This window comes from Streptacidiphilus anmyonensis (assembly GCF_000787855.1).
Classification (GTDB): domain Bacteria; phylum Actinomycetota; class Actinomycetes; order Streptomycetales; family Streptomycetaceae; genus Streptacidiphilus; species Streptacidiphilus anmyonensis.
Map to the genome: position 1 here is coordinate 34,398 of NZ_BBPQ01000004.1, position 21,115 is coordinate 55,512.

Genomic DNA, 21,115 nt, shown 5'->3' on the forward strand with positions numbered 1-21,115 from the left:
CAGGTCCAGGCACCGCCGAGGGGCAGGCGGGCGGGGACGCCGCCCTGCGCCCGCAAGGCGGTGGGGAGCGCCTCAGACCGAAGGGAGGCGCGGCTGCGGGGCGCGGGGTGGCGTCCCCGCCCTGCTGCGCCCGCCGACCCTTGCCGATCAGCCGCGACGTCGTGTGGCCCCCGCCATCCGCGCCGAAGGATGTGGAAGGGGGTGTCAAGGGTCGTGGCAGAGCAAGGGTCGTGGCAGAGCAAGGCCGGCGGGCGCGGCGCTAGACCCCGCCGATGACCGAGGCCACGAAGGCCACCGCCGCCTGCGGAGAGCGGGCGGCGCCTCGGGCGAAGGCCTCGGCGTGGGCCGCGTCGACGGGGGCGGGGTCCGGCCGGGGTTCCAGGACCTCGGCGGTGCCGCGCAGCTCCGCCGCGGTGTCGGGCCTGCCGTCAAGGACGGCCACCTCGGCGAGGACGGACGCGAGTTCGCCGTAGACGGGGAGATTGCGGCCGCCGCGCAGGATGGACTCCGCCTCGCCCAGGCGGACGCGGGCCGCCTCGGGCCGGGATTCCGCGAGGTCGATGCGGGCGAGCACGAGCAGGACCGAGGTCCGGATGCCCTCGCCGCTGGACCAGCCGACCAGTCGGCCGGCGAGGGCCTGCGCGCAGAACTCCCGGGCCTCGGCGAACCGCCCGCGGCCGAGGGCGACTCGGGCCAGCCCGAGGCGCGCGGAGGCGAGGTTGTCGCTGACCCCGAAGGGCTCGACCAGCGCGACGGCACGGTCCAGGTCCGTCTCCGCCGAGGCGAGGTCGCCCGCGTTCAGGCTCAGTTCGGCACGGCTCCACAGCAGTTCCGCCATGTCCTCCGGGGAGTCCAGCTCCGCGGCCAGCGCCAGGGCGCGGTCGGTGCACGCCGAGGCGCCGGTCCGGTCGCCCTGCCGGCCGCGGGCGCGGGACAGCTCCATCAGCGCCATCACCATGCCCCAGCGGTCGCCCTGCTCCTCGAAGCCGCGCAGACCGAGCGTCAGCTCCCGTTCCGCGGTGGCCGCGTCGGCGTGCAGGAACCAGTGCTGGAAGGCCAGCCCGAAGTGGTAGAGCGCCCGGTACCAGGGCTCGGTGAGCGCGTCCTCGGCCATCCGGTTCTGCTCGACCATCGCCTCCTCGTCCGGCACCCCCACGAACGGCGCCCACAGCACCACCAGGAAGGGGAAGCGCAGCGGATGCTGGAACATCAGCCGGTCCATCAGCGGGCGGCAGGTCTCGATGTAGCCGACGAGCTCCGGGGTGTCCATGCCGCCGGAGATCGCGGCGATGCTCGCCAGCGCGAACTGCTGCTCACGGCCCGGCGGCACCTCACCGCCGATCGCGGCGAGCAGCCGCTGCGCCGGAACGCGGCCCTCGGTGCGCAGACCGCGCAGCATCCAGTAGCTGGACAGGCAGGCCAACAGGTCGAGGGCGCGGTCGGTGTCGGTGGCGATCGCGTGGCGCAGCGCGGCGTCGAGGTTGTCGTGGTCGGCGACGAGGCGGGCCAGCCAGTCGAGCTGGTCGGCGGTGCGCAGCAGCGGATCCGCCGTCTCGGCGAGCCGCAGGTAGTGCGCGAGGTGCGCGTCCGCGCGCTCGCGCCGCTCGTCGGCGGCGGCGAGCTGGTCGGCCGCGTAGGCGCGGACGGTCTCCAGCATCCGGTAGCGCATCTCGCCCGCGCCGTCCGGCTGGTAGGCGACGACGAGAGACTTGTCGACAAGGGCGCCGAGCAGGTCGAGGGTGTCCGGGCCGGTGTCGCAGACGGCCTCGGCGGCGGCGAGCGTCCAGCCGCCGGAAAAGACGGAGACGCGGCGCAGCAGCGTGCGCTCGGCCTCCGGCAGCAGGTCCCAGCTCCAGTCGACGACGGCGCGCAGCGTCTGCTGGCGCGGCTGCGCGGTGCGGCTGCCGCCGGTGAGCAGGCGGAACCGGTCGTCCAGGCGGTCGGCGATCTGGCGCGGCGTCAGCAGCCGCAGGCGGGCCGCCGCCAGCTCGATGGCGAGCGGGAGGCCGTCCAGGCGACGGCAGATCTCGGCGACGGCGGCCGCGTCCTCGGGGCTGCTCCGGCTGCCCGGGGCGAGCCGGGGGGCGACAGCCGCGGCACGCTCGGCGAAGAGGCGCAGCGCCTCGGGGCCGGGCAGCGGCTCCAGGGGCCGGACGCTCTCGCCGGGGACGGCGAGCGGCTCCCGGCTGGTGGCGAGGACGCGCAGCTCGGGGCAGGCGAGCAGCAGTCGCTCGGCGAGCGCGGCCGACTCGTCGATGACCTGTTCGCAGTTGTCCAGCACGAGCAGCAGGTCGCCGCGGCGCGCGAGGGCCGGCGCGAGCCGGTCCACGGCGTCTCCGCCGCCGGGCGCGACGGCGCCCAGCACGCCGGACTCGCGCACCCCGAGCACGCCGAGCAGTGTCGCCCCGAGCGTCGCGGCGTCGACGACGCGGGAGAGGTCCGCGAAGCAGGCGCCTCCGGCGCCGGGGTAGCGGGCTGCGGCCTCCAGCGCGAGCCGGGTCTTCCCGGTCCCGCCAGGGCCCGTCAGGGTCACCAGCCGGGCTCGGCGGAGGGCGTCGGCAAGCCCGTCGAGGTCGCCCTCCCGCCCGACGAAGCTGGTCAGCGGCCTGGGCAGGACCGCGCCCGGCGGCGCGACCGCCGGACCAAGATCGCCAAATGCTCCACGTGGCGCATCTTGTGATCTTGATCCGACGCGCAGCTCGTCCTCACCACCAGGCCAGGGCTGCGACGCCGAACCCTCCGCATCGGCGCGGAAGGGAGCTCCGCGGGCGGCGGACAGGCCCGCCTCGCCGAACGGCCCTGCGCGACCCGGCAGCGGGACACCGGCAGCCTCGGCAAAGTCCGGTCCCAGGGCATCGGAGCCTCGGCCCGCGCGGCCGTGCCCGCCCGCCGCGCGGCTCCCCTCCTGAGCGGCCGAGTCGTCCGAGCCCGGCGCGGCGACGGCGTGCCCGCCGGGACCGTCGCCGTTCATCCTGTCCACCCGGTCCGGCCGGAGCGGGTGGGCATCGGCGCCAGCCGTGCGCGGACCGCCCGCCGCCGGGCGCGGGGAGCGGAGCGCGGGGTCGGCGCGGAGGACGGCGAGGTGGAGGTCCGCGAGTTCCGGGCTCGGGTCCGTACCGAGGGTGTCCGCGAGGGTCCCGCGCAGGGCGGCGTAGGCCGCGAGCGCGTCGGACGGACGGTCGGCCGCGTAGAGGGCGCGCATGAGCAGCGCCGTCAGCGGTTCACGCAGGGGCTCCTCGGCGACCGCCGCGCGCAGCTCCGCGATCAGCTCGCGGGCGCGCCCGAGCCCTAGACCGGCCTCCGCACGGGCCTCGACCGCGGCGAGCCGCAGCTCCGCCAGCCGCACCACCTGACCCGCAGCGAACGGCGCACCGCCGACGTCCGAGAGCGGCTCGCCGCGCCACAGGCCGAGCGCGGCGGTCAACGCGGTGAAGGCCTGCGCCGCGTCGCCCCGGGCCAGCCCGGCCTCCCCATCCGCGACCAGTCGCGCGAAGGCGTGCGCGTCCACCTCCTCGCGCGCGGTCAGCACCCGGTAGCCGCCGGGGCCGCCCTCGATGCCGACGCCCACCGGACGCAGCGCGCCGCGCAGGCGCGAGACCTGCGACTGGAGCGCGTTGCCGACGTTCCCCGGCGGCTCCTCCCCGTACAGGCCGTCGATCAGCCGCTCGGTCGTGACCGTCCGGCCGGCGTCCAGCAGCAGCAGCGCCAGGAGCGCGCGACGGCCGGGGCCGCCGAGCGCGAGCTCGCCGCCGTCGTCGTTCCAGGCCTGGGTGGTGCCGAGGATGCCGAATCTCACCTGGTGATTCTGACCCATCGTCGGTCTCCCGCGCGGGCGATCAAGGACCGCGGTGCGACGGATCCCGGGCCGGGGATGTGAGGATGTACCCGTGATCGACGTACCCGTGATCCCCTCCCTCATCGCCACCGACCTCGACGGCACGCTGCTGCGCGGCGACGGCACGGTCTCCGCCCGCACCGAGGACGCGCTGCGCCGGGCCGAGGAGGCGGGCGTGTGCATCGTCTTCGTCACCGGTCGCCCGCCGCGCTGGATGGGGGCGGTCACCGAGGCGATCGGTCCGCACGGGATCGCGATCTGCTCCAACGGCGGCGCGCTCTACGACGTGCGGCGCCAGGAGCTGCTGGAGACGCACCCGATGCGCGCGGAGGACGCCCTCGCCACCGTGACGGCGCTGCGCACCGGACTGCCGGAGGTGACGTTCGCCTTCGAGTACCCCGGCGGCTTCTCCCACGAGCCCGCCTACCCGCGCACGCTGTGGGACATGGACGCCGCCGACCGGGTCGCCCCGGCCGAGGAGCTCCTGGCGGGCGCGGCCGGCCACCAGGTCTTCAAGCTGCTGGCCAAGCACCCCACCATGGACCCGGACGCGTTCCTGCGGCTGGGACGCGAGCTGGTCGGCGGATTCGGCGAGGTGACCCGCTCGGCGGCGGTCGCGATGCTGGAGATCAGCGCCCCCGGCGTCAGCAAGGCCAGCGCCCTGGCCCGCTGGTGCGCGGAGCGCGACATCCCGGCGGACCGTGTCGTCGCCATCGGCGACATGCCCAACGACCTGCCCATGCTGGAGTGGGCGGGCACCGCCTACGCCGTCGCCAACGCCCACCCGGAGGTGCTGGCCGCGACCGTCCGCCACACCGCCAGCCACGAGGAGGACGGCGTGGCGCAGGTCATCGAGGCCCTGCTGGGCTGAGCGGCTGAGGCCCCCTGGGGGCGGGAACCTGGACGGCTGTTCGCCCTGGTCCCGCCCTGGTCCCGCCCTGGTCCCGCGCGCCTAACCCTGCGAGCCGGGCTGGCAGCCGCCCCACAGCTTGGCGAGCGCCTGCGGGATCTGCGCGACGCAGCCGCCGTTGTCGGGGAAGCCGGCGCTGCCGATCAGCGTCCAGGTGCCGTTCGCGGCGAGGGAGAAGTACTTGCGGGTGCTGCCGTCGTCCTGGCCCGCCACCTGGTCGGAGTAGGTCGCGCCCGCCGTCAGGTCGAAGGCGGTGGCCGCGTAGACGGTGCCGCCGCACTGCCCGTAGAGGAACTGCTGCGGGCGCGGCGTGATGTGGCCGCGGTGCACCTCGGCCCCGTAGTCGCGGGTGACGGCCGCCTTCACCGCGTCGGTGGCGACCAGGTTGTGGCAGGAGGCGTCGCCCGCCGTCGGCGTGGCCACGGGCGACGCGACGGCGCCCGTCGGCGAAGCCGCCACCGTGGCGACGGTCGTCGGCGAGGCGGTGGCCGCCACGGTGGCCGTGGGAGATGCCGCGACCGAGGCCGTGGCGGTGGGCGAACCGCCGCCCGAAGCGGTGGTGGAACCGGAACCGGAGTCGCACGCGCTGAGCAGCAGCGCGCCGGACAGGACGAGCGCGGCGGAGGCGGCGCGGCGCGCAGTGGAGCGCATGGGAATCCCCCTGGAAGTGCAGATCGATCGGAACGTACGGACTGTAGCGAGGCTTCCGCAACGCCCTGCCTGCCGATCCGCAACAGCCTGGCAACAGCGCAGCGGGCGCGTCCTAGAGCGCGGCCGTCCAGAAGACCCGGGTGCCTCCGCCGCTCAGGCCCGGACCGAACCAGGCGTCGCCGCCGAGGTTGCGCGCCCGCTCGGCCAGGTTGCGCAGGCCGCTGCGCCGCCCGCCCTCGCGGATGCCGACGCCGTCGTCGGTGACGGACAGCACGACGGCCGGACGGCCCCCTCCCGTGGTGAGCCGGCCCTCGGCGTCGATGTGGGCGCTGCCGTCCACCGCGACGTCGACCCGCGAGGCTGCGGCGTGCCGGGCCGCGTTGGACAGGATCTCCCGCAGGGCGGCCACGAGTTGACGGCCGATGGCCTCGCTGGTCATCGCCTCGACAGGGCCGACGAAGGTCACCGCCGGTTTGAAGCCGAGCGGGCCGGCGGCCTGCGCGCACTCGCGCAGCACCTGGCTGCGCAGGTCCGCGCCGTCCCCGGCGGTGTCCTCGTGCTGGAGGGCGTAGATGGTGGTGCGCACCTCCTGGATGGTCGCGTCGAGCTCGTCGACGGCCTTCGAGATCCGGACCTTGACCTCGGGCACCTCGGCCAGCCGGGCGGCGCTCTCCATCATCATCCCGGTGGCGAAGATGCGTTGGATGACCAGGTCGTGCAGGTCCCGGGCGATCCGGTCGCGGTCCTGGTAGACGGCCAGGCGCTGCTGGTTCCGTTGGCCCTCCACCAGCCGCAGCGCGAGCGCCGCCTGGGCGGCGAAGCCCTCGGCGAGCACCCGCTCGGTCTCGGTGAAGGGTGGGGTGTCCCGGCCCCGCCACACGACGACGGCGCCCAGGACCCGGCCGGAGCTCTTCAGCGGCAGCGCCATGCTGGGCCCGAACGACGCGCGGATGTCGGCGCGCAGGTCCGAGTCGGTGTTCATGTCGACGATCGTGACGGTGTCGCCCGCGAGCAGCTGCCGGACCCGCTCGGTCGGCGGGACGGGCTCGCCGATGAGCAGGTCGGCGGCCTCGCCGGAGGCGTGGGAGACGCGCAGCCCGCCGTCCTCGGTCGGCAGCAGGATCATCCCGAGGGCGGCCCCGGCGAGGTCGCGCAGCAGCTCGGCGGTGGTCGTGAGGGCGACGACGGCGTCGTCGGCCGTCAGCATCACGTTGGTGACCTCGCGGGACGCGGCGATCCACCGCTCACGTCGGCGACCCTCCTCGTACAGGCGCGCGTTCTCGATCGCGACGCCGGCCGCGGCCGCCAGTGCCTCGACGACCTGCTGGTCGGCGCCGGAGAACTGGCGTCCGTGGTGCTTCTCGGCGAGGTAGAGGGTGCCGAAGAAGTCGTTGCGGACCCGGACCGGGACGCTGAGGAAGGTGCGCATCACCGGGTGCCCGTGCGGGAACCCGACGGCGCTCGGGTGCCGGGTGAGGTCCTCCAGCCGCAGCGGCTCCCGGTGGTCGGTGACGTAGCCGAGCAGCCCCAGCCCGCAGGGCAGTCCGCCGATCTCCAGCTCCTGCTCGGAGGTGACGCCGACCTGGATGAAGTCGGACAGCCCGTGCATGTGCGGCTCGAGCACCCCGACGGCCGCGTACTCGGCGTCGACGAGATCGGCCGCGGCGGTGGCGATCCGTTGCAGCGTCGCGTGCAGGTCCAGTCCGGAACTGACCGCCACGACGGCTTCGAGCAGCTCCCGCATCCGGTCGTTCACGGCGGCGACCGCGTGCAGCCGCTCGGCGACCTCGCTGACCAGGTCGTCGACCTCGAGGGAGCCGAGGTCGGGGATGAAGTGCGCGTCACCGGTCGCCATGCAAGCGAGCGTAGTTTGTCCGTTTTAACCCCGACAGCGGACGCGCGTTCGCACGAGATCCCGTGCGGGTGAACTCACCGCGATCGTGTCACCGGCGGAGGTTCGCATGCTTACGGTGCGCAACGGAGGGGGTGCGGGATGACAGACGCGATCGACATCAACGACTTCGTCCACGCGGCGACGGGAGCACGCGTGCGAAGGGTGACCCTGGCGGACGGGAACCACTGGTTCCCAGCAGTGGACGTATGCCGCGAGCTCGGCTACGCCAACACGACCGACGCCGTGAAAAGACACGTGCCAGAGGGCATGCGACGCATGGCACATCGTCTCGTTCCACGCGAGGGATGGCTCATCATCGCAGGTCAGGGGCTTAAGAAGACGAGCGTGATGCTCAGCCTCCAAGGCCTGATCCGCCTGGTCAACGGCTGCACCAAGGACGACGTGGAACCCTTCAAGAACTGGGTCACCGAAGTCGTCTGCGCGGTCCAGCGGGACGGCGCCTACCGGATCGGCCACGACAGGTCCGCCGTCGTGCTGCCGGGGTCCGTGATGGACGTCGTCGTCCGGCTGGAGGAGCGCAACCTCCAGCTCGACGCCGAGTTTGCCGCCACGCAGCGTGAGCAACAGCTGTTGCTCCGCGAGCTCGTCGCCGGGGTGAACCGCATCGCCACGGCGATGGAACGACAGCCCGCGCCGAGCGTGGCATCCCGACGATCCCGACGGACTACCGAACAGATCCTCGCCGAGTGGCGCGGCAGGCTGACCGTCACCGAGGACGTGTGGTCCGTGGCCGGGTATCTCGTCCCCCTCCTGCTGGCACACGGCGAAGCGGCGCACAGCATCGAGTCGATCGGGCTGGGCACCGGGCTGACACAGGAGCGCGTCCGGGACTGCCTGCGGTTCCTGCAGAAGCGCGCGTGCATCCGGCAGGTCGGAACCATGACCGACGGAACGCCGAGATATCAGCTCAGCCACCGCTAGCCAAAGCCTAGTTTCCCGCTAGGGTTGCCGAATCATTGCAGGTCAGCGGCCCGTGATCACTAGTCCGTCCATAGGGATCCCCCGCTCCCGCGCCCACAGCTCCCGCAGCGGGCCGTCCACGGCCACCAGGTCGTCCCACGTCCCGCGCTGCACGACCCGCCCGCGGTCCAGGACCACGATCTCGTCGACCGCCTCCAGGCCGGCCAGGCGGTGGGTGATCAGGACGGTGGCCCGGCCCTCGGTCGCGGCCAGGAGGTCGGCGGTCAGGGCGTCGGCGGTCGGGAGGTCGAGGTGCTCGGCCGGTTCGTCGAGGACGAGGACGGGGAAGTCGGCCAGCAACGCCCGGGCCAGGGCCAGGCGCTGGCGCTGGCCGCCGGAGAGGGACGCGCCGTGCTCGCCGACCAACGTGTCGAGGCCGTCGGGCAGGGCGCGGACGAAGTCCGCGAGGCGGGCGGCGTCCAGGGCGGCGAGGAGGTCCGCGTCGGTGGCCGAGGGGCGGGCGAGACGGAGGTTCTCGCGCAGGTTGCTGTCGAAGACGTGCGCGTCCTGGGCGCAGAGCCCCACCGCGCGGCGGACGTCGTCGCCCGCGAGGGTGCGGGTGTCGACGCCGGCGAGGGTCACGTTGCCGGAGGCCGGGTCCAGGAAGCGCAGCAGGGCGTGGGCCAGCGTGGTCTTGCCCGAGCCGCTCGGGCCGACGACCGCGACACGACGCCCGGGGGTGAGGTCCAGGGAGACGCCGCGCAGCGCGGGCTCCGTCCGGCCGGGCCAGACGACGGTGAGGTCGCGGACGCGCAGCGGCAACGGCTCGGCCGGAAGCTCGGCGGGCGAGGCCGGCTCGGCGACGGGCTCCGGCGCCTCCGCGAGTTCGGCGAGGCGTGCCGCCGAGCGCAGCCCGCGCTGACGGGTCTGCGCGGCCGCGGTCAGACCGGTCACGCCCTCGAACGCCGCCAGCGGCGTCAGCAGCAGCACCGCGAGCCAGACGCCGTGCAGGTGACCGCCTGTCACGGCCGTGATCCCGACCGCCGCGCAGGCGACGGCGGTCAGGCCGGTGAGCGCGGTCGTGAGTCCCGCGCCGAGGCCCAGGCCCGCCGCCGAGCGGCGCTGCAGCCCGGTGAGTTCGGCGTCGATCGCGCGCAGCGCGCCCAGTCGGGCGGGCAGCGCGCCGCTGACGGTCAGCTCGGCCGCGCCGTCGAGGAGGCCGACGACCTCGCCGGTCAACCGCCCGCGCGTCTCGGCCTGCGCGCGCTCGGCGCGGATCGACAGCCGCAGGGCGAGGCGCGGAACCAGCACACCGGCCAGCAGCAGCCCGATCGCCAGCAGCAGCCCGGCCGACGGCAGCAGCCAGGAGACGACGCCGACGGTGACGGCCCCGGCCAGCGCGGTCGCGGCCAACGGGAGGCGGTAGCGCAGGTAGTGGTCCTGCATCGCGTCGACGTCGGCGACCATGCGCGCCAGCAGGTCCCCGCGGCGGAACGTCGCCCCCAGACCCGCCGGGGCGAGGCGCGTGAGCCGCGCGTAGACGGCGGTGCGCAGCGTGCCGAGGCTGCGCAGCACGGCGTCGTGGCTGACGAGCCGCTCGGCGTAGCGGAGCACGGAGCGGCCGATGCCGAAGGTGCGGGTGGCGGTGACGGCGACCATCAGGTAGAGCACCGGCGGCTGCTGCGAGGCCCGGGAGATCAGCCAACCCGAGGTCCCCATCAGCGCGGTGGCGCAGACCAGCGCGAGCCCGCCGAGGAGGATCGCGAGACCGAGTCGGGGCCTGGGCCACCGCGACCAGCTCCCGGAGGCCGCGCCCACCGGGGCGAGCGAGGCCGCGTCGGCTGCTTCCGCGTCGAGTACGTCCGCGTCGACTGCGCCCGTCCCGGGTACGTCCGTGTCGTCGTGGCGGGCCTGCGGGGGCACGACCACCTCGACGCCGTCCGGCGACAGCTCGGCACCGGGCTCGTCCGCGCCCGGCAGGGCCACGCGCCGGTCGGCGAGGGCCAGCAGCGCGGGCCGGTGCGAGGTGAGGATCACCGTCCGGCCGGCGGCCAGCTCACGGACGGCGTCCACGACCGCCGCCTCGCTCTCGTTGTCCAGCCCGGCCGTGGGCTCGTCCAGCAGCACCAGCTCACGGTCGGCGAGGAACGCGCGGGCCAGCGCGACGCGGCGGCGCTGTCCGGCCGACAGGCCCACGCCGGCCTCGCCGATGCGGGTCGACGCGCCCTGCGGCAGCTCGGCGACGAACTCCCATGCCTGCGCGGCGACGAGGGCCTCGCGCAGCTGCGCCTCCGAGGCGTCCGGACGCGACAGGCGGACGTTGTCGGCGATCGTCCCGGCGAAGAGGTAGGAGTGCTGCGGCACCCAGGCGATCCGCTCGTGGGCGGGCGCGGCGACGGATCCGCCGACGGGCGGGACGAAACCCAGCAGCGCCGCGAGCAGCGTCGACTTCCCCGCGCCCGACGGGCCGGTGACGGCGACCGTCTCCCCCGGCGCGACGTGCAGCGAGAAGTCCTCCAGCGCCGCGCGTTCGCGTCCCGCGTAGCGGACCGTCAGCCCCTCGACCCGCACCTCACCGCCCGCGTCCGACGACGGCGTAAGGGTGACGGGGGAGTCGGTCACCGGCGTCTCCAGCACGGCGAAGATCTGCTCGGCGGCGGCCAGGCCCTCGACGCTGGCGTGGTAGTGGGTGCCGACCTGGCGGATCGGCAGGTACGCCTCGGGGGCCAGGACCAGGACGACCAGACCGGTGTAGAGGTCGAGGCCGCCGTCCACCAGCCGCATGCCGATGCTGACCGCGACCAGCGCGACCGACAGCGTCGACAGCAGCTCCAGCGCGAACGAGGACACGAAGGCGACGCGCAGCGTGCGCAGGGTGGCCCGGCGGTACTGGTCGGTGATCCGGCGGATCGAGTCGGCCTGGGCCTTGGCCCGGCCGAAGACCTTCAGCGTCGGCAGGCCCGCGACCACGTCGAGGAAGTGGTGCGAGAGCCTGCCGAGGGTACGCCACTGACGGTCCATCCGGCTCTGGGTGGCCATCCCGATCAGGATCATGAAGACCGGGATCAGCGGCAGGGTCGCCACGATGATCGCGGCGGAGACCCAGTCGGCGAGGACGATGCGGGCCAGCACCGCGATCGGCACGATCACCGACAGCGCCAACTGCGGCACGTAGCGGGCGAAGTACTCGTCCAGCGCGTCGACGCCGCGGGTGGCCAGGGTGACCAGCTCGCCGCTGCGCTGCCGAGCGAGCCAGCCGGGGCCGAGCGCGGCGGCCCGGCTCAGCAGCTGCTCGCGCAGCTGGGACTTGACCTTCGCCGAGGCCCGGTGGGCGACGGCCTCGGTCGCCCAGGCGACGGCGCCGCGGCCGAGCGAGACCGCCGCCAGCGCGGCCAGGGGCCCGGCCAGGCGGCCGAGCCCCTCCCCGTGCTGGAAGCAGCCGACCACGATCTGCGCCACCAGCAGCGCCTGCGCGATGACCAGCCCGGCGCCGAGCGCGCCGAGCGCCACCGAGGCCAGCAGGAACGTCCGGGTCGCTCGGGCGTACCGCAACAGACGCGGGTCGACGGGCTTCACTTTCGTCTCCTCCGGCGGATCGGACGGGGTCGGGCGGGTCGGGCGGGTCAGACAGATCGGGCGGACCCGGGCGGTCAGGCGGGCATGTTCTGCACGCCGAAGCGGCGGCGGAACACCCAGTAGGTCCAGCCCTGGTAGATCAGCACCACGGGCGTCATGATCCCCGCCACCCAGGTCATGATCCCCAGCGTGTAGGAGGACGCCGAGGCGTTGCTGACGGTCAGCGACCAGGCCGGGTTCAGCGAGGACGGCATCACGTCCGGGAAGAGCGTCAGGAAGAGCATCGCGACGGCCGCGACGATCGTGACGCCCGACAGCAGGAACGCCCAGCCCTCCCGGCCGACCTGGTTCGTCGCGAGGGCGCCGACCAGGCCGAGCACGGCGACGACCATGGCCGCGAAGGACCAGTTGTCGCCGTTGTGCGCCTGGGTCCAGATCAGGAAGGCCAGCGCCGCCAGCGCCGCGACCACGCCGACCCGAAGGGCGAGGGCACGCGCCCGGTCGCGGATCTCGCCGTTGGTCTTCAGCGCGGTGAAGACGGCCCCGTGGAAGGTGAACAGGGTCAGCGTCACCACACCGCCGAGCAGCGAGTAGGCGTTCAGCAGGTCCCAGAAACTGCCCACGTACTCCATGTGCGCGTCGATCTTGGTGCCGTGGACGATGTTGCCGAAGGCGACACCCCACAGGAACGCCGGGAGCAGCGAGCACCAGAAGATGGCGTGGTCCCAGTTGCGCTTCCACTGCGCGTCGTCCCGCTTGCCCCGGTACTCGAAGGCGACCCCGCGGATGATCAGGCAGACCAGGATGAGCAGCAGCGCCAGGTAGAAGCCGCTGAACAAGGTGGCGTACCAGTCGGGGAAGGCGGCGAAGGTCGCGCCGCCGGCCGTGAGCAGCCAGACCTCGTTGCCGTCCCAGACCGGGCCGATGGTGTTGATCAGGACGCGGCGCTCGCGCTCGTCCCTGGCCAGGGCCTTGGTGAGGATGCCGACGCCGAAGTCGAAGCCCTCCAGGAAGAAGTAACCGATCCAGAGGACCGCGATCAGCACGAACCAGACGTCGTGAAGGTGCATGGCGTCCGTCTCCTCAGTACGCGAAGGCGAAGGGCTTGTCGGCGTCCTCGGACCCCGCCGGGGGACCGCCGAGCGTCGGGTTCCGGCGCGGCGGCTCCTCGTCCGTCGGGCCGGCCTTGGCGTACTTGACCATCAGCTTGACCTCGATGACGGCGAGCGCGCCGTAGAGCAGGGTGAGGACGATGAGCGAGGTCCACTGCTCGCCTATGGAGACGCCGGGGGAGACCGCGTCGGCGGTGGTCATCAGCCCGTAGACGACCCACGGCTGGCGGCCCATCTCGGTGAAGATCCAGCCCCAGGAGCAGGCGACCAGCGGGAAGGCGAGCGTCCAGATCGCGCCCCGCCAGGCCCACTTGGTCAGCGTCGGGCCGAGCTCCCTGGTCCTGGTCAGCATGAACAGCGGCACCTCGTCGCCGGCCCGCCGGAACTCGGGTGCGAGCCAGAAGCGGCGGCGGGTCAGCCAGAGGCCGACGGCGGCGATCACGAAGGACGTCATGCCGAAGCCGATCATCCAGCGGAACGCCCAGAAGGTGGTGGGGATGTTCGGCTCGTAGTTCGGCGCCTTGTCGCCGAACTTGGCCTTCTCCGCGGCGTTGGTGTTGTTGATGCCGGGCACCGGGGAGGTGAAGTCGCCCTTGGCCAGGAAGGAGAGCAGGCCCGGGACCGTGATCTCGACGGTGTTGTGCCCCCTGGCGACGTCGCCGTAGGCGAACACCGAGAAGGGAGCGGGGGATTCGGTGTCCCACAGGGCCTCGGCGGCGGCCATCTTCATCGGCTGCTGCTCGAACATGACCTTGCCGAGCGCGTCGCCGCTGATCGCGGTGCCGAGGCCGGCCAGCAGGCAGACCACCAGACCGAGCCGGAGCGAGGTCTTCATCGAAGCGATCTTCACCGGCTCGCGGTCCTCCGCGGCCTGGCGCGACGCCTTGCGCAGCTGGTAGGACGCGATGCCGATGAGGAACGCGCCGCCGACCAGGAACGCCGCGGTGATGGTGTGGAAGACGACGACCAGGGTGGTGTTCTGGAAGAGCACCTTGGGGAAGTCGGTGAGCTGGGCGCGCCCGTTCTTCAGCTCGTAGCCGACCGGGTGCTGCATCCAGGAGTTGGCCGCCAGGATGAAGTACGCGGACAGCGTCGTGCCGATGGCGACCATCCAGATCGACGCCAGGTGCAGCTTCTTGGGCAGCCGGTCCCAGCCGAAGATCCACAGTCCGATGAAGGTGGACTCGAAGAAGAAGGCGATCAGCGCCTCGAAGGCGAGCGGGGCGCCGAAGATGTCACCGACGAAGCGGGAGTAGTTCGACCAGCTCATGCCGAACTGGAACTCCTGGACGATGCCGGTGACGACGCCCATCGCCATGTTGATCAGGAACAGCTTGCCCCAGAACTTCGTGGCCTTGAAGTACTTCTCCCGGCCTGTCCGCACCCAGGCCGTCTGCAGGCCGGCGACGAACGCGGACAGGGAGATCGTCAGGGGCACGAAGAGGAAGTGGTAGACGGTGGTGATGCCGAACTGCCATCGCGCCATCGTCTCGTGAGCGAGCGCGAGCTCCACTGGGTCCTCCTCATCGGCGGCCATTCGGTCCATCAACGCACTTTTTGTCGCACTTGTGTGGGACATGCGAGTTGAACACGAAATGATCGTGCGCTTGTGAACGTGAACACGATCACAAGCTAATTATCACCATGTCGTTCCGGAGAGACTGACAGGGGGGTGGGGTGCCTCGACAGCGCCGTCACGCACAGTCTGACCAGCACTGATCGACAGTTCGTCGATTGCCGCGAGGCCCGTCTCAGACGGGTGTCGGGTGGTGGGCGTGGCGCGCGTCACGTAGGCCGACCGAGTGATCACGAGCACACCGGAACGCGTGTGCCTGGGTCCCGCGAGCTCGCGGGACCCGGGCACACGCGCGGAGGTCAGGCGCTCGGCAGGGCCGCGCCCGGCAGACCGGCGCCCGGCAGGAAGATCCGGAAGACCGCGCCGGCGCCCGACGTGGTCTCCAACTCGACCCGGCCGCCGTGGGCCTGGGTCAGCGCGGAGACGATGGCGAGGCCCAGCCCCGCTCCCCCGCCGTCGCGTCGGCTGCGCGAGGCGTCGACGCGGTAGAAGCGCTCGAACACCCGGGCCGCCTGCTCCGGGGTCAGCCCCGGGCCCTGGTCGGCGACCTCGATCACGCCCTCGCCGTTCACGGTGCTCACGCCGATCCGCACCGGGGTGCCGACAGGGGTGTGCTTGACCGCGTTGCCGACCAGGTTGGTCACCACCTGGCGCAGCCGCGCCTCGTCGCCCAGGACCAGCGCCGCACCCGGCGTCGCCGCCCCGACCGCGCCGGTCAGGCTGACCGCGCGGGTCGGATCGAGCGCGGTGGTGTCGTGCAGCGCGTCCGCCGCGAGCGTGCGCAGATCCATCGGCGCGAGCTGCAACGGCCGTTGCTCGTCGAGCCGGGCCAGCGTCAGCAGGTCCTCGACCAGGCCGCTCATCCGCACCGCCTCGCTCTCGATGCGGCTCATCGTGCGCTTGACGTCGGCCTCGTCCGGCAGCGCGCCCATCCGGTAGAGCTCGGCGAAGCCGCGGATGCCGGACAGCGGCGTACGCAGCTCGTGGCTGGCGTCGGCGACGAAGGCGCGCATCCGCTCCTCGGAGCGGGTCCGCGCGGCGAAGCCCGCCTCGATCTGCTCCAGCATCGAGTTGAGCGAACGCGCGAGGCTGCCGACCTCCGTGCGCGGATCCGTCTCGGCGTCCGGCACCCGGTGCGTGGGCGGCTGCCCGGCCGCGGTCTGCTCCGCGATCTGGTGCGCGGCCTGCTCGATCCGCCGCAGCGGACCGAGCCCGGCCCGCACCGCGAAGAACCCCGCGACGGCCAGGACCAGCAGCACGCCGCCGCCGATCGCGAGGAACCCGTTGTTCAGCTTGGCCAGCATCGCGTCGGTGTCGTCGAGCGACGCCGCCACGACCACCCCCGCGCCCGACTGCCCCGAGCGCGGCAGGATCAGCACCCGCCAGCTCCCGCCGCCGTGGTCGGCCGGCACCGTGAAGGCGTGGCCCATCCGCGCCGCCAGCTGGTTCGCGTCCAGCACAGGGAACTTCGGCAGCGGATCGCCCTGCTCGACCGGCTGGGTGAGCAGCGCGCTGTAGTGCCCGTCGGCGTCGATGTCCGTGACCACGTACTGACTGGGCAGCCAGTTCCGCGGGCGGCCGCCGCCGGTGGTCGGCAGCGGGCGCTTGACCGGGTCCGCGACGCGGAAGACGGCGGTGTCGCCGAAGCGGTGCAACTGGGTGTCGACCCGCTGCACGAGCTCGTTGCGGACGCTGCCGAGAACCAGGGTGTCGCTCACCACCAGCCCGAGCGCGACCAGCGCGATCGCGAGGGCGAGCAGCCGCACGCGCAGCGAGAAGCGGCCACGGACCTTCGGCTGCACCGCCCAACGGCGCAGGGACCTGCGGAGACGCACCTGATCACGCAGCCGGTCGGCGCAGGACGTAACCGACCCCGCGCACCGTGTGGATCAGCTTCGGCGTGCCGTCCGCGCCCGAGTCCATCTTGCGGCGCAGGTACGAGATGTAGGACTCGACGATGCTGAGGTCGCCGCCGAAGTCGTAGGCCCAGACGTGGTCGAGGATCTGCATCTTGGAGACCACCCGGCCGGTGTTCGTCATCAGGTACTCGAGCAGCTTGAACTCGGTCGGGGAGAGCGAGACCGGCCGCCCGGCCCGATGCACCTGGTGACCGACGAGGTCCAGCTCCAGATCGGCGACGACGAGTCGGCCGTCGTCGGCCGGACCGCCGGTGCGGCGGAGGATCGCCCGGATCCGGGCGATCAGCTCCTCCAGGCTGAACGGCTTGGTGACGTAGTCGTCGCCGCCCGCGGTCAGGCCGCTGATCTTGTCCTCCACCCCGTCCTTGGCGGTGAGGAAGATCACCGGGATCTTGTCCCGGTCGCTGTCGTCCCGCAGCCGCTTCACCAGGGCGAAGCCGTCGACGTCGGGCAGCATCACGTCCAGCACCACCAGGTCCGGGCGGGACCGCTGCACGGATGCGACGGCCTCGGCCCCGGTCGCCGCGGAGGCGACCCGGAAACCGGCGAAGCGGAGTGACGCGGAGAGCAGCTCGCGGATGTTCGGCTCGTCGTCCACGACGAGCAGGCTGGCCTCGGCGGTGTCCATGGGCGCCCCCGGTGGTTGCAGGTCTGGCAGGGTCGAACGTGCCGATGTCGACGGCAGCGGCAGGCTAGCGGCCGTTGATGAGGAGTTCATGAGTGAATCCTGTGGACGGCTCAGCCGCCCACCTGCGTCACGGTGCTCGCCGCCACGTCGCCGCTTGCGTCGGCGGTGCCGCGCACGGTGACCGTCGAACCGGGCTTGAGCTGGCTGACCTTGCCGGACTGGGCGATGCTCACCTTCGTCGAACCGCCGGTGGTGACCTTGACGATGTTGCCGGTGGCGTCGGTGACGTAGATGGTCGAGCCGTCGACGAGCTTCACCGTGCCGGTGGTCGCGCCACCGCCCCCGGCGCCGCCGCCGAAGCCGCCCCCGCCGAACCCGCCGCCGCCGAAGCCGGAGGCGCCCGCGGTGCCGCCCGCGCCGCCCGTCCCGGTGCGGCCGGTCCCGCCGAAGGTGCGGCCGGCGGCCCCGAACGGGGAGGCGGGCGTCTGGTTCTTCTCCACCAGCACGCCGCCGACGAAGCCGGCGCCCGCGACCAGGCCGCCGACCAGCAGCATCGTCAGCCACGGCAGCTTGCGGCGCGGGGGCGCCGCCAGCTCCGCGGTGATGTCCAGGGCGTCCGGCGGCTCCGCGAGGATGTCCTCCGGCGATTCCACCGCCTCGGCCTGAGCCAGTTCGAGGTCCATGGTTTCCTCCTGGGTCGGGAAAAGATCACTCATGACGCAGCGCCTCGATCGGACGCAGGCTGGCCGCCCGGCTGGCCGGGTAGCTGCCGAAGAAGAGGCCGATCGCCACCGCGATCCCGAACGAACCCCACACGGAGGCCGGGATCACCACCGGCTTGATGCCGACGATGGTGAAGTGGGCGCCGATCAGCGCCGCCAGCACGCCGAGCCCGGCGCCGACCAGCGAGAGCAGCGTCGACTCGGCCAGGAACTGGCTGAGGATGACGCCCTTGGGTGCGCCGATCGCCTTGCGGATACCGATCTCCCGGGTCCGCTCGGTGACCGTGACCAGCATGATGTTGGTGATGCCGATCCCGCCGACCAGCAGCGAGATCGCCGCGACCGCGCCGAGCAGCACGGTGAAGGTCTGCGTGGTGGAGCTGCGGGTGGACAGCAGCGAGGTCTGGCTGCTGACCCGGAAGTCGACCGCCGAGGCGTCCTTGATCCCGTGCGTGCCCATCAGGACCGTGGTGATCTCGTTCTGCGCCTGGGTGGTGGCGTCGGCGGAGTTCGCCTCGACCAGGATCTGGCTGAGCGAGCCGAAGCCCGTGTAGGCGTTCTGGACCGTCGGCAGCGGCGCGATGATCACGTCGTCCGGGTCGTTGAAGCTGCTGGTGCTGCTGCCCTTGGTGGCCAGCTCGCCGACCACGGTGAGCGGGGTGCCGCCCAGGACGATCTTCTTGCCGATCGGCGAGGCGGTGCCGAACAGGTCGGTCGCCGTGGTCGAGCCGATCACCGCGACCTTGCGCGAGGCCAGCACGTCGTCGTTGCTGAAGTAGTCGCCCTTGACGACCTTGCTGTTGGACGCCTCGAAGTAGGCCGGGTAGGTGCCGATGACGGAGCTGACCGTGTGCGAGGTGCCCTCGTACAGGGCGGTCTGCGAGGTCTGCACCTCGGGCGCGACGCCCTTGATGTCCGGCGCCTTGCTCGGGTCGGCGAGCGCCTGGGCGTCGGCGATGGTGAGCGGCTTGGTGCTGGTCGCCGTCGACTGCGCGCCGAAGCCGGCGCCCGAGCTGACGGTGAGGGAGTTGGTGCCGAGCGCGTCGATGGAGTCCTTGACCGCCTGCGAGGAGCCGTTGCCGACCGCGAGCAGCAGGATGACGGCGGCGACGCCGATCAGGATGCCGAGCATCGTCAGCCCGGAGCGGACCTTGTTGGCGGCCAGGCCGAGCACCGCGAAGCGCAGTGTCTCCAGCGGGTTCATCGCACGCCTCCCTGGGTGGCGAGCGTGCGGGCCAGCGCGGGCGGCGGGCCCTCGACGGGCGCCTGCCGCACGTCACTGATGATCAGGCCGTCGACGAGCCGGATCACGCGCTTGGCGTGCTCCGCGACCTCGTCCTCGTGCGTGATCAGCACGACCGTGCGGCCGGACGCGTTGAGCCGGTCCACGATGCCGAGGACCTCCTTGGTGCTGTGGCTGTCCAGGTTGCCGGTCGGCTCGTCCGCCAGCAGCATCGCGGGCGAGGTCACCAGCGCGCGGGCGACGGCGACGCGCTGCTGCTGGCCGCCGGAGAGCTCGTTGGGCTTGTGCTCGGCCCGCTCGGCGAGCCCGACCATGGTCAGCGCGGCCATCGCGCGGCGGCGCCGCTCGGCCGCCTTGACGCCGGCGTAGGCGAGCGGCAGTTCGACCTGGGCGAGCGCGCTGGTGCGCGGCACCAGGTTGAAGGACTGGAAGATGAAGCCGATCTTGCGGTTGCGCACCAGCGAGAGCTGCTTCTCGTCCAGCCCGCCGACGTCGATGCCGTCGAGCAGGTAGCGCCCGGTGGTCGGGACGTCCAGACAGCCGAGGATGTTCATCAGCGTCGACTTGCCGGAGCCCGAGCTGCCCATGATGGCCACGAAGTCGCCCTGGTGGACCGTCAGGTCGACGCCGGCCAGGGCATGGACGACGGCGTCGCCCATGCCGTAGGTCTTGATCAGTTGACGCGCCGCGATGACGGGCGTGGGGCTCATCCCCTGCCTCCGCCGCCACCGCCGGCGCGACCGCCGCCACCGCCGCCGAAGCCGCCGCCACCGCCGAAGCCGCCGCGACCACCGCCGCCACCGAGGCCGCCGGGGAAGCCGGTGCTCGGGAAGCCGTTGGTGCCGGACGTCGACACGACGGTGATCTGGACCTTCTGGCCGTCGGTCACGCCGGAGACGATCTGGTCGTCGGTGTCGCCCTGCACGCCGAGGGTGATCGGGGTGCGCTTGACCGAGCCGTCCGACTGGACGACGTTGACGCTCGCGTTGGCGCCGGTGCCGTTGATCGCCGAGGTCGGCAGGTAGAGCGCGCCGGACGCCTCACCCGTCACCACCTGCACGCTGGCGCTGAGGCCGGTGCGGAGGTTGGAGGTGTCGCCGGAGATCGCCAGCAGCGCGGCGTACTGGACGGCGCCGCTGGAGGAGCTGCCGCCACCGCTGCCGGAGCTGGAGACGGGGAGCGAACTGATCGAGACCACCTTGGCGTTGAGCACCTGGGTGGTGTCGGCGTTCAGCGTCACCGTGGCCGCCTGGCCCCCCTTGAGCTTCAGCGCGTCGCTCTCGGAGAAGTCGGCGCTGACCTCCATCCCGGACGGGTTGGTGATCACGACGAAGCCGGACAGGCTGCTGGACGACGAGCTCGACGAGGAGCTGCCGGAGCCGGAGCCGCTGCCGCCGCTTCCACTGCCGGAACCGCCGCTGCCGGAGACCGAGTCGCCGACCTTGCCGCCGACGGAGGCGACGGTGCCGGAGACCGGGGCCTTCAGCACGGTCCCGTCGACGGCGCGCTGGGCCGCGGCGACGGAGTTCTCCGCGGAGGTGACCTGCTGCTCCGCGTTGGCGAGCTGGGACTGGTTGACGGTCGGCGTCGGGGCGGGCGTCGGCGTCGAGGCGGCGCCCCGCCCGCTGCCCGAGCCGGAACCGGAACCGGAGTTGGAGCTCGTGGTCGAGGTCTGGCCTTCCTCGACCTGGGTCAGGTTGGCCTGCGCGGCGGTGAGCTGGGCCTGTGCGTTGCTGAGCGTCTCGTCGGCCGAGGTCGCATCGACCTTGCCCAGGACCTGGCCGGCCGAGACCTTCTGGCCGGGCTTGACGTCGACTTCGGTGAGCGTGCCGCCGGTGGTGAAGTTCACCCCGGCGTCCGACGGGGAGGTCAGCGTGCCCGACCCGGAGACCGTCGCGAGGACCGTGCCGCGCGCGACGGTCGCGGTACGCGTGGTGGCGGTGGAGCTGGTGCTGCTGGAGCCCTGCGCCACGGTCGCCCACGCGACGCCGCCGACAGCCAGCAGCGCCGTGGCGAGCACGGAGTTCAACAGGACGGCCTTGCGCCGTCGTGGGAGCACCTTCATGGGGCACACCCTGACGGGGCCCGCCCAGCGGGCTCTGGGAGGAAACTGGGAGTTCCCCGAGAG

Annotated in this window: 14 protein-coding genes; 2 read left to right on the forward strand and 12 right to left on the reverse strand. The window is 72.9% G+C overall.

Going from position 1 to position 21,115, the window contains the following annotated elements:
- Positions 1–259: 259 nt before the first annotated feature.
- Positions 260–3,796, reverse strand: coding sequence for an AfsR/SARP family transcriptional regulator (locus TR50_RS46530; protein WP_042416202.1), 3,537 nt, complete (start codon positions 3,794–3,796; stop codon positions 260–262).
- Between the two features lie 91 nt (positions 3,797–3,887).
- On the opposite strand from TR50_RS46530, the gene TR50_RS06420 reads away from it, so the two are divergent.
- Entirely contained in the window at positions 3,888–4,706 is an 819-nt protein-coding gene (locus TR50_RS06420; RefSeq protein WP_236654296.1) for an HAD family hydrolase, read from the forward strand.
- A gap of 81 nt (positions 4,707–4,787) precedes the next feature.
- On the opposite strand, the gene TR50_RS42340 is transcribed toward TR50_RS06420, so the two are convergent.
- Together TR50_RS42340 and TR50_RS06430 are read right to left on the reverse strand one after the other, a co-directional pair.
- Positions 4,788–5,396, reverse strand: a complete 609-nt coding sequence (locus TR50_RS42340; protein WP_052440789.1) for a hypothetical protein — start codon at positions 5,394–5,396, stop codon at positions 4,788–4,790.
- Between the two features lie 112 nt (positions 5,397–5,508).
- Positions 5,509–7,251, reverse strand: a complete 1,743-nt coding sequence (locus tag TR50_RS06430) for a sensor histidine kinase (RefSeq protein WP_052440790.1) — start codon at positions 7,249–7,251, stop codon at positions 5,509–5,511.
- Positions 7,252–7,389: 138 nt separating this feature from the next.
- On the opposite strand from TR50_RS06430, the gene TR50_RS06435 reads away from it, so the two are divergent.
- Complete coding sequence (locus TR50_RS06435; protein ID WP_042415734.1) at positions 7,390–8,232, forward strand: BRO-N domain-containing protein; 843 nt, start codon at positions 7,390–7,392, stop codon at positions 8,230–8,232.
- Positions 8,233–8,274: 42 nt separating this feature from the next.
- Here the strand turns inward: TR50_RS06435 and cydD are convergent, their stop codons facing one another.
- From cydD to TR50_RS48035, 9 genes are all read right to left on the reverse strand, one after another.
- Positions 8,275–11,787: a thiol reductant ABC exporter subunit CydD gene (gene cydD / locus TR50_RS06440; RefSeq protein WP_042415737.1), complete on the reverse strand. Its 3,513-nt coding sequence runs from the start codon at positions 11,785–11,787 to the stop codon at positions 8,275–8,277.
- Between the two features lie 74 nt (positions 11,788–11,861).
- A complete protein-coding gene (gene cydB, locus TR50_RS06445) occupies positions 11,862–12,857 on the reverse strand; it encodes a cytochrome d ubiquinol oxidase subunit II (RefSeq protein ID WP_042415741.1) in 996 nt (331 codons plus the stop codon).
- A 13-nt stretch (positions 12,858–12,870) separates the two neighbouring features.
- Positions 12,871–14,412, reverse strand: a complete 1,542-nt coding sequence (locus tag TR50_RS06450) for a cytochrome ubiquinol oxidase subunit I (protein ID WP_042415744.1) — start codon at positions 14,410–14,412, stop codon at positions 12,871–12,873.
- 362 nt (positions 14,413–14,774) lie between these two features.
- Entirely contained in the window at positions 14,775–16,310 is a 1,536-nt protein-coding gene (locus tag TR50_RS06455) for a sensor histidine kinase (protein WP_236654297.1), read from the reverse strand.
- A gap of 4 nt (positions 16,311–16,314) precedes the next feature.
- On the reverse strand, positions 16,315–17,022 hold the full coding sequence (locus TR50_RS06460) for a response regulator transcription factor (RefSeq protein ID WP_042415748.1): 708 nt from the start codon (positions 17,020–17,022) through the stop codon (positions 16,315–16,317).
- 110 nt (positions 17,023–17,132) lie between these two features.
- Positions 17,133–17,738, reverse strand: a complete 606-nt coding sequence (locus TR50_RS46535; RefSeq protein WP_160311088.1) for a hypothetical protein — start codon at positions 17,736–17,738, stop codon at positions 17,133–17,135.
- Positions 17,731–18,948, reverse strand: a complete 1,218-nt coding sequence (locus TR50_RS06470; protein ID WP_042415754.1) for an ABC transporter permease — start codon at positions 18,946–18,948, stop codon at positions 17,731–17,733. The genes TR50_RS46535 and TR50_RS06470 overlap by 8 nt, the downstream gene beginning before the upstream one ends.
- Complete coding sequence (locus tag TR50_RS06475) at positions 18,945–19,697, reverse strand: ABC transporter ATP-binding protein (RefSeq protein WP_042415757.1); 753 nt, start codon at positions 19,695–19,697, stop codon at positions 18,945–18,947. Before TR50_RS06475 ends, TR50_RS06470 begins: the two co-directional genes overlap by 4 nt.
- Entirely contained in the window at positions 19,694–21,052 is a 1,359-nt protein-coding gene (locus TR50_RS48035; RefSeq protein ID WP_052440793.1) for an efflux RND transporter periplasmic adaptor subunit, read from the reverse strand. Before TR50_RS48035 ends, TR50_RS06475 begins: the two co-directional genes overlap by 4 nt.
- Positions 21,053–21,115: the final 63 nt, after the last annotated feature.

Excerpts from the sequence above, each read along its gene's own strand:
- TR50_RS06435 (WP_042415734.1), top strand. The coding sequence starts at position 7,390 with ATGACAGACGCGATCGACATCAACGACTTCGTCCACGCGGCGACGGGA.
- TR50_RS06470 (WP_042415754.1), bottom strand. The coding sequence starts at position 18,948 with ATGAACCCGCTGGAGACACTGCGCTTCGCGGTGCTCGGCCTGGCCGCC.
- TR50_RS48035 (WP_052440793.1), bottom strand. The coding sequence starts at position 21,052 with ATGAAGGTGCTCCCACGACGGCGCAAGGCCGTCCTGTTGAACTCCGTG.
- TR50_RS06460 (WP_042415748.1), bottom strand. The coding sequence starts at position 17,022 with ATGGACACCGCCGAGGCCAGCCTGCTCGTCGTGGACGACGAGCCGAAC.
- TR50_RS06430 (WP_052440790.1), bottom strand. The coding sequence starts at position 7,251 with ATGGCGACCGGTGACGCGCACTTCATCCCCGACCTCGGCTCCCTCGAG.
- TR50_RS42340 (WP_052440789.1), bottom strand. The coding sequence starts at position 5,396 with ATGCGCTCCACTGCGCGCCGCGCCGCCTCCGCCGCGCTCGTCCTGTCC.
- cydB (WP_042415741.1), bottom strand. The coding sequence starts at position 12,857 with ATGCACCTTCACGACGTCTGGTTCGTGCTGATCGCGGTCCTCTGGATC.
- TR50_RS46535 (WP_160311088.1), bottom strand. The coding sequence starts at position 17,738 with ATGAGTGATCTTTTCCCGACCCAGGAGGAAACCATGGACCTCGAACTG.
- TR50_RS06475 (WP_042415757.1), bottom strand. The coding sequence starts at position 19,697 with ATGAGCCCCACGCCCGTCATCGCGGCGCGTCAACTGATCAAGACCTAC.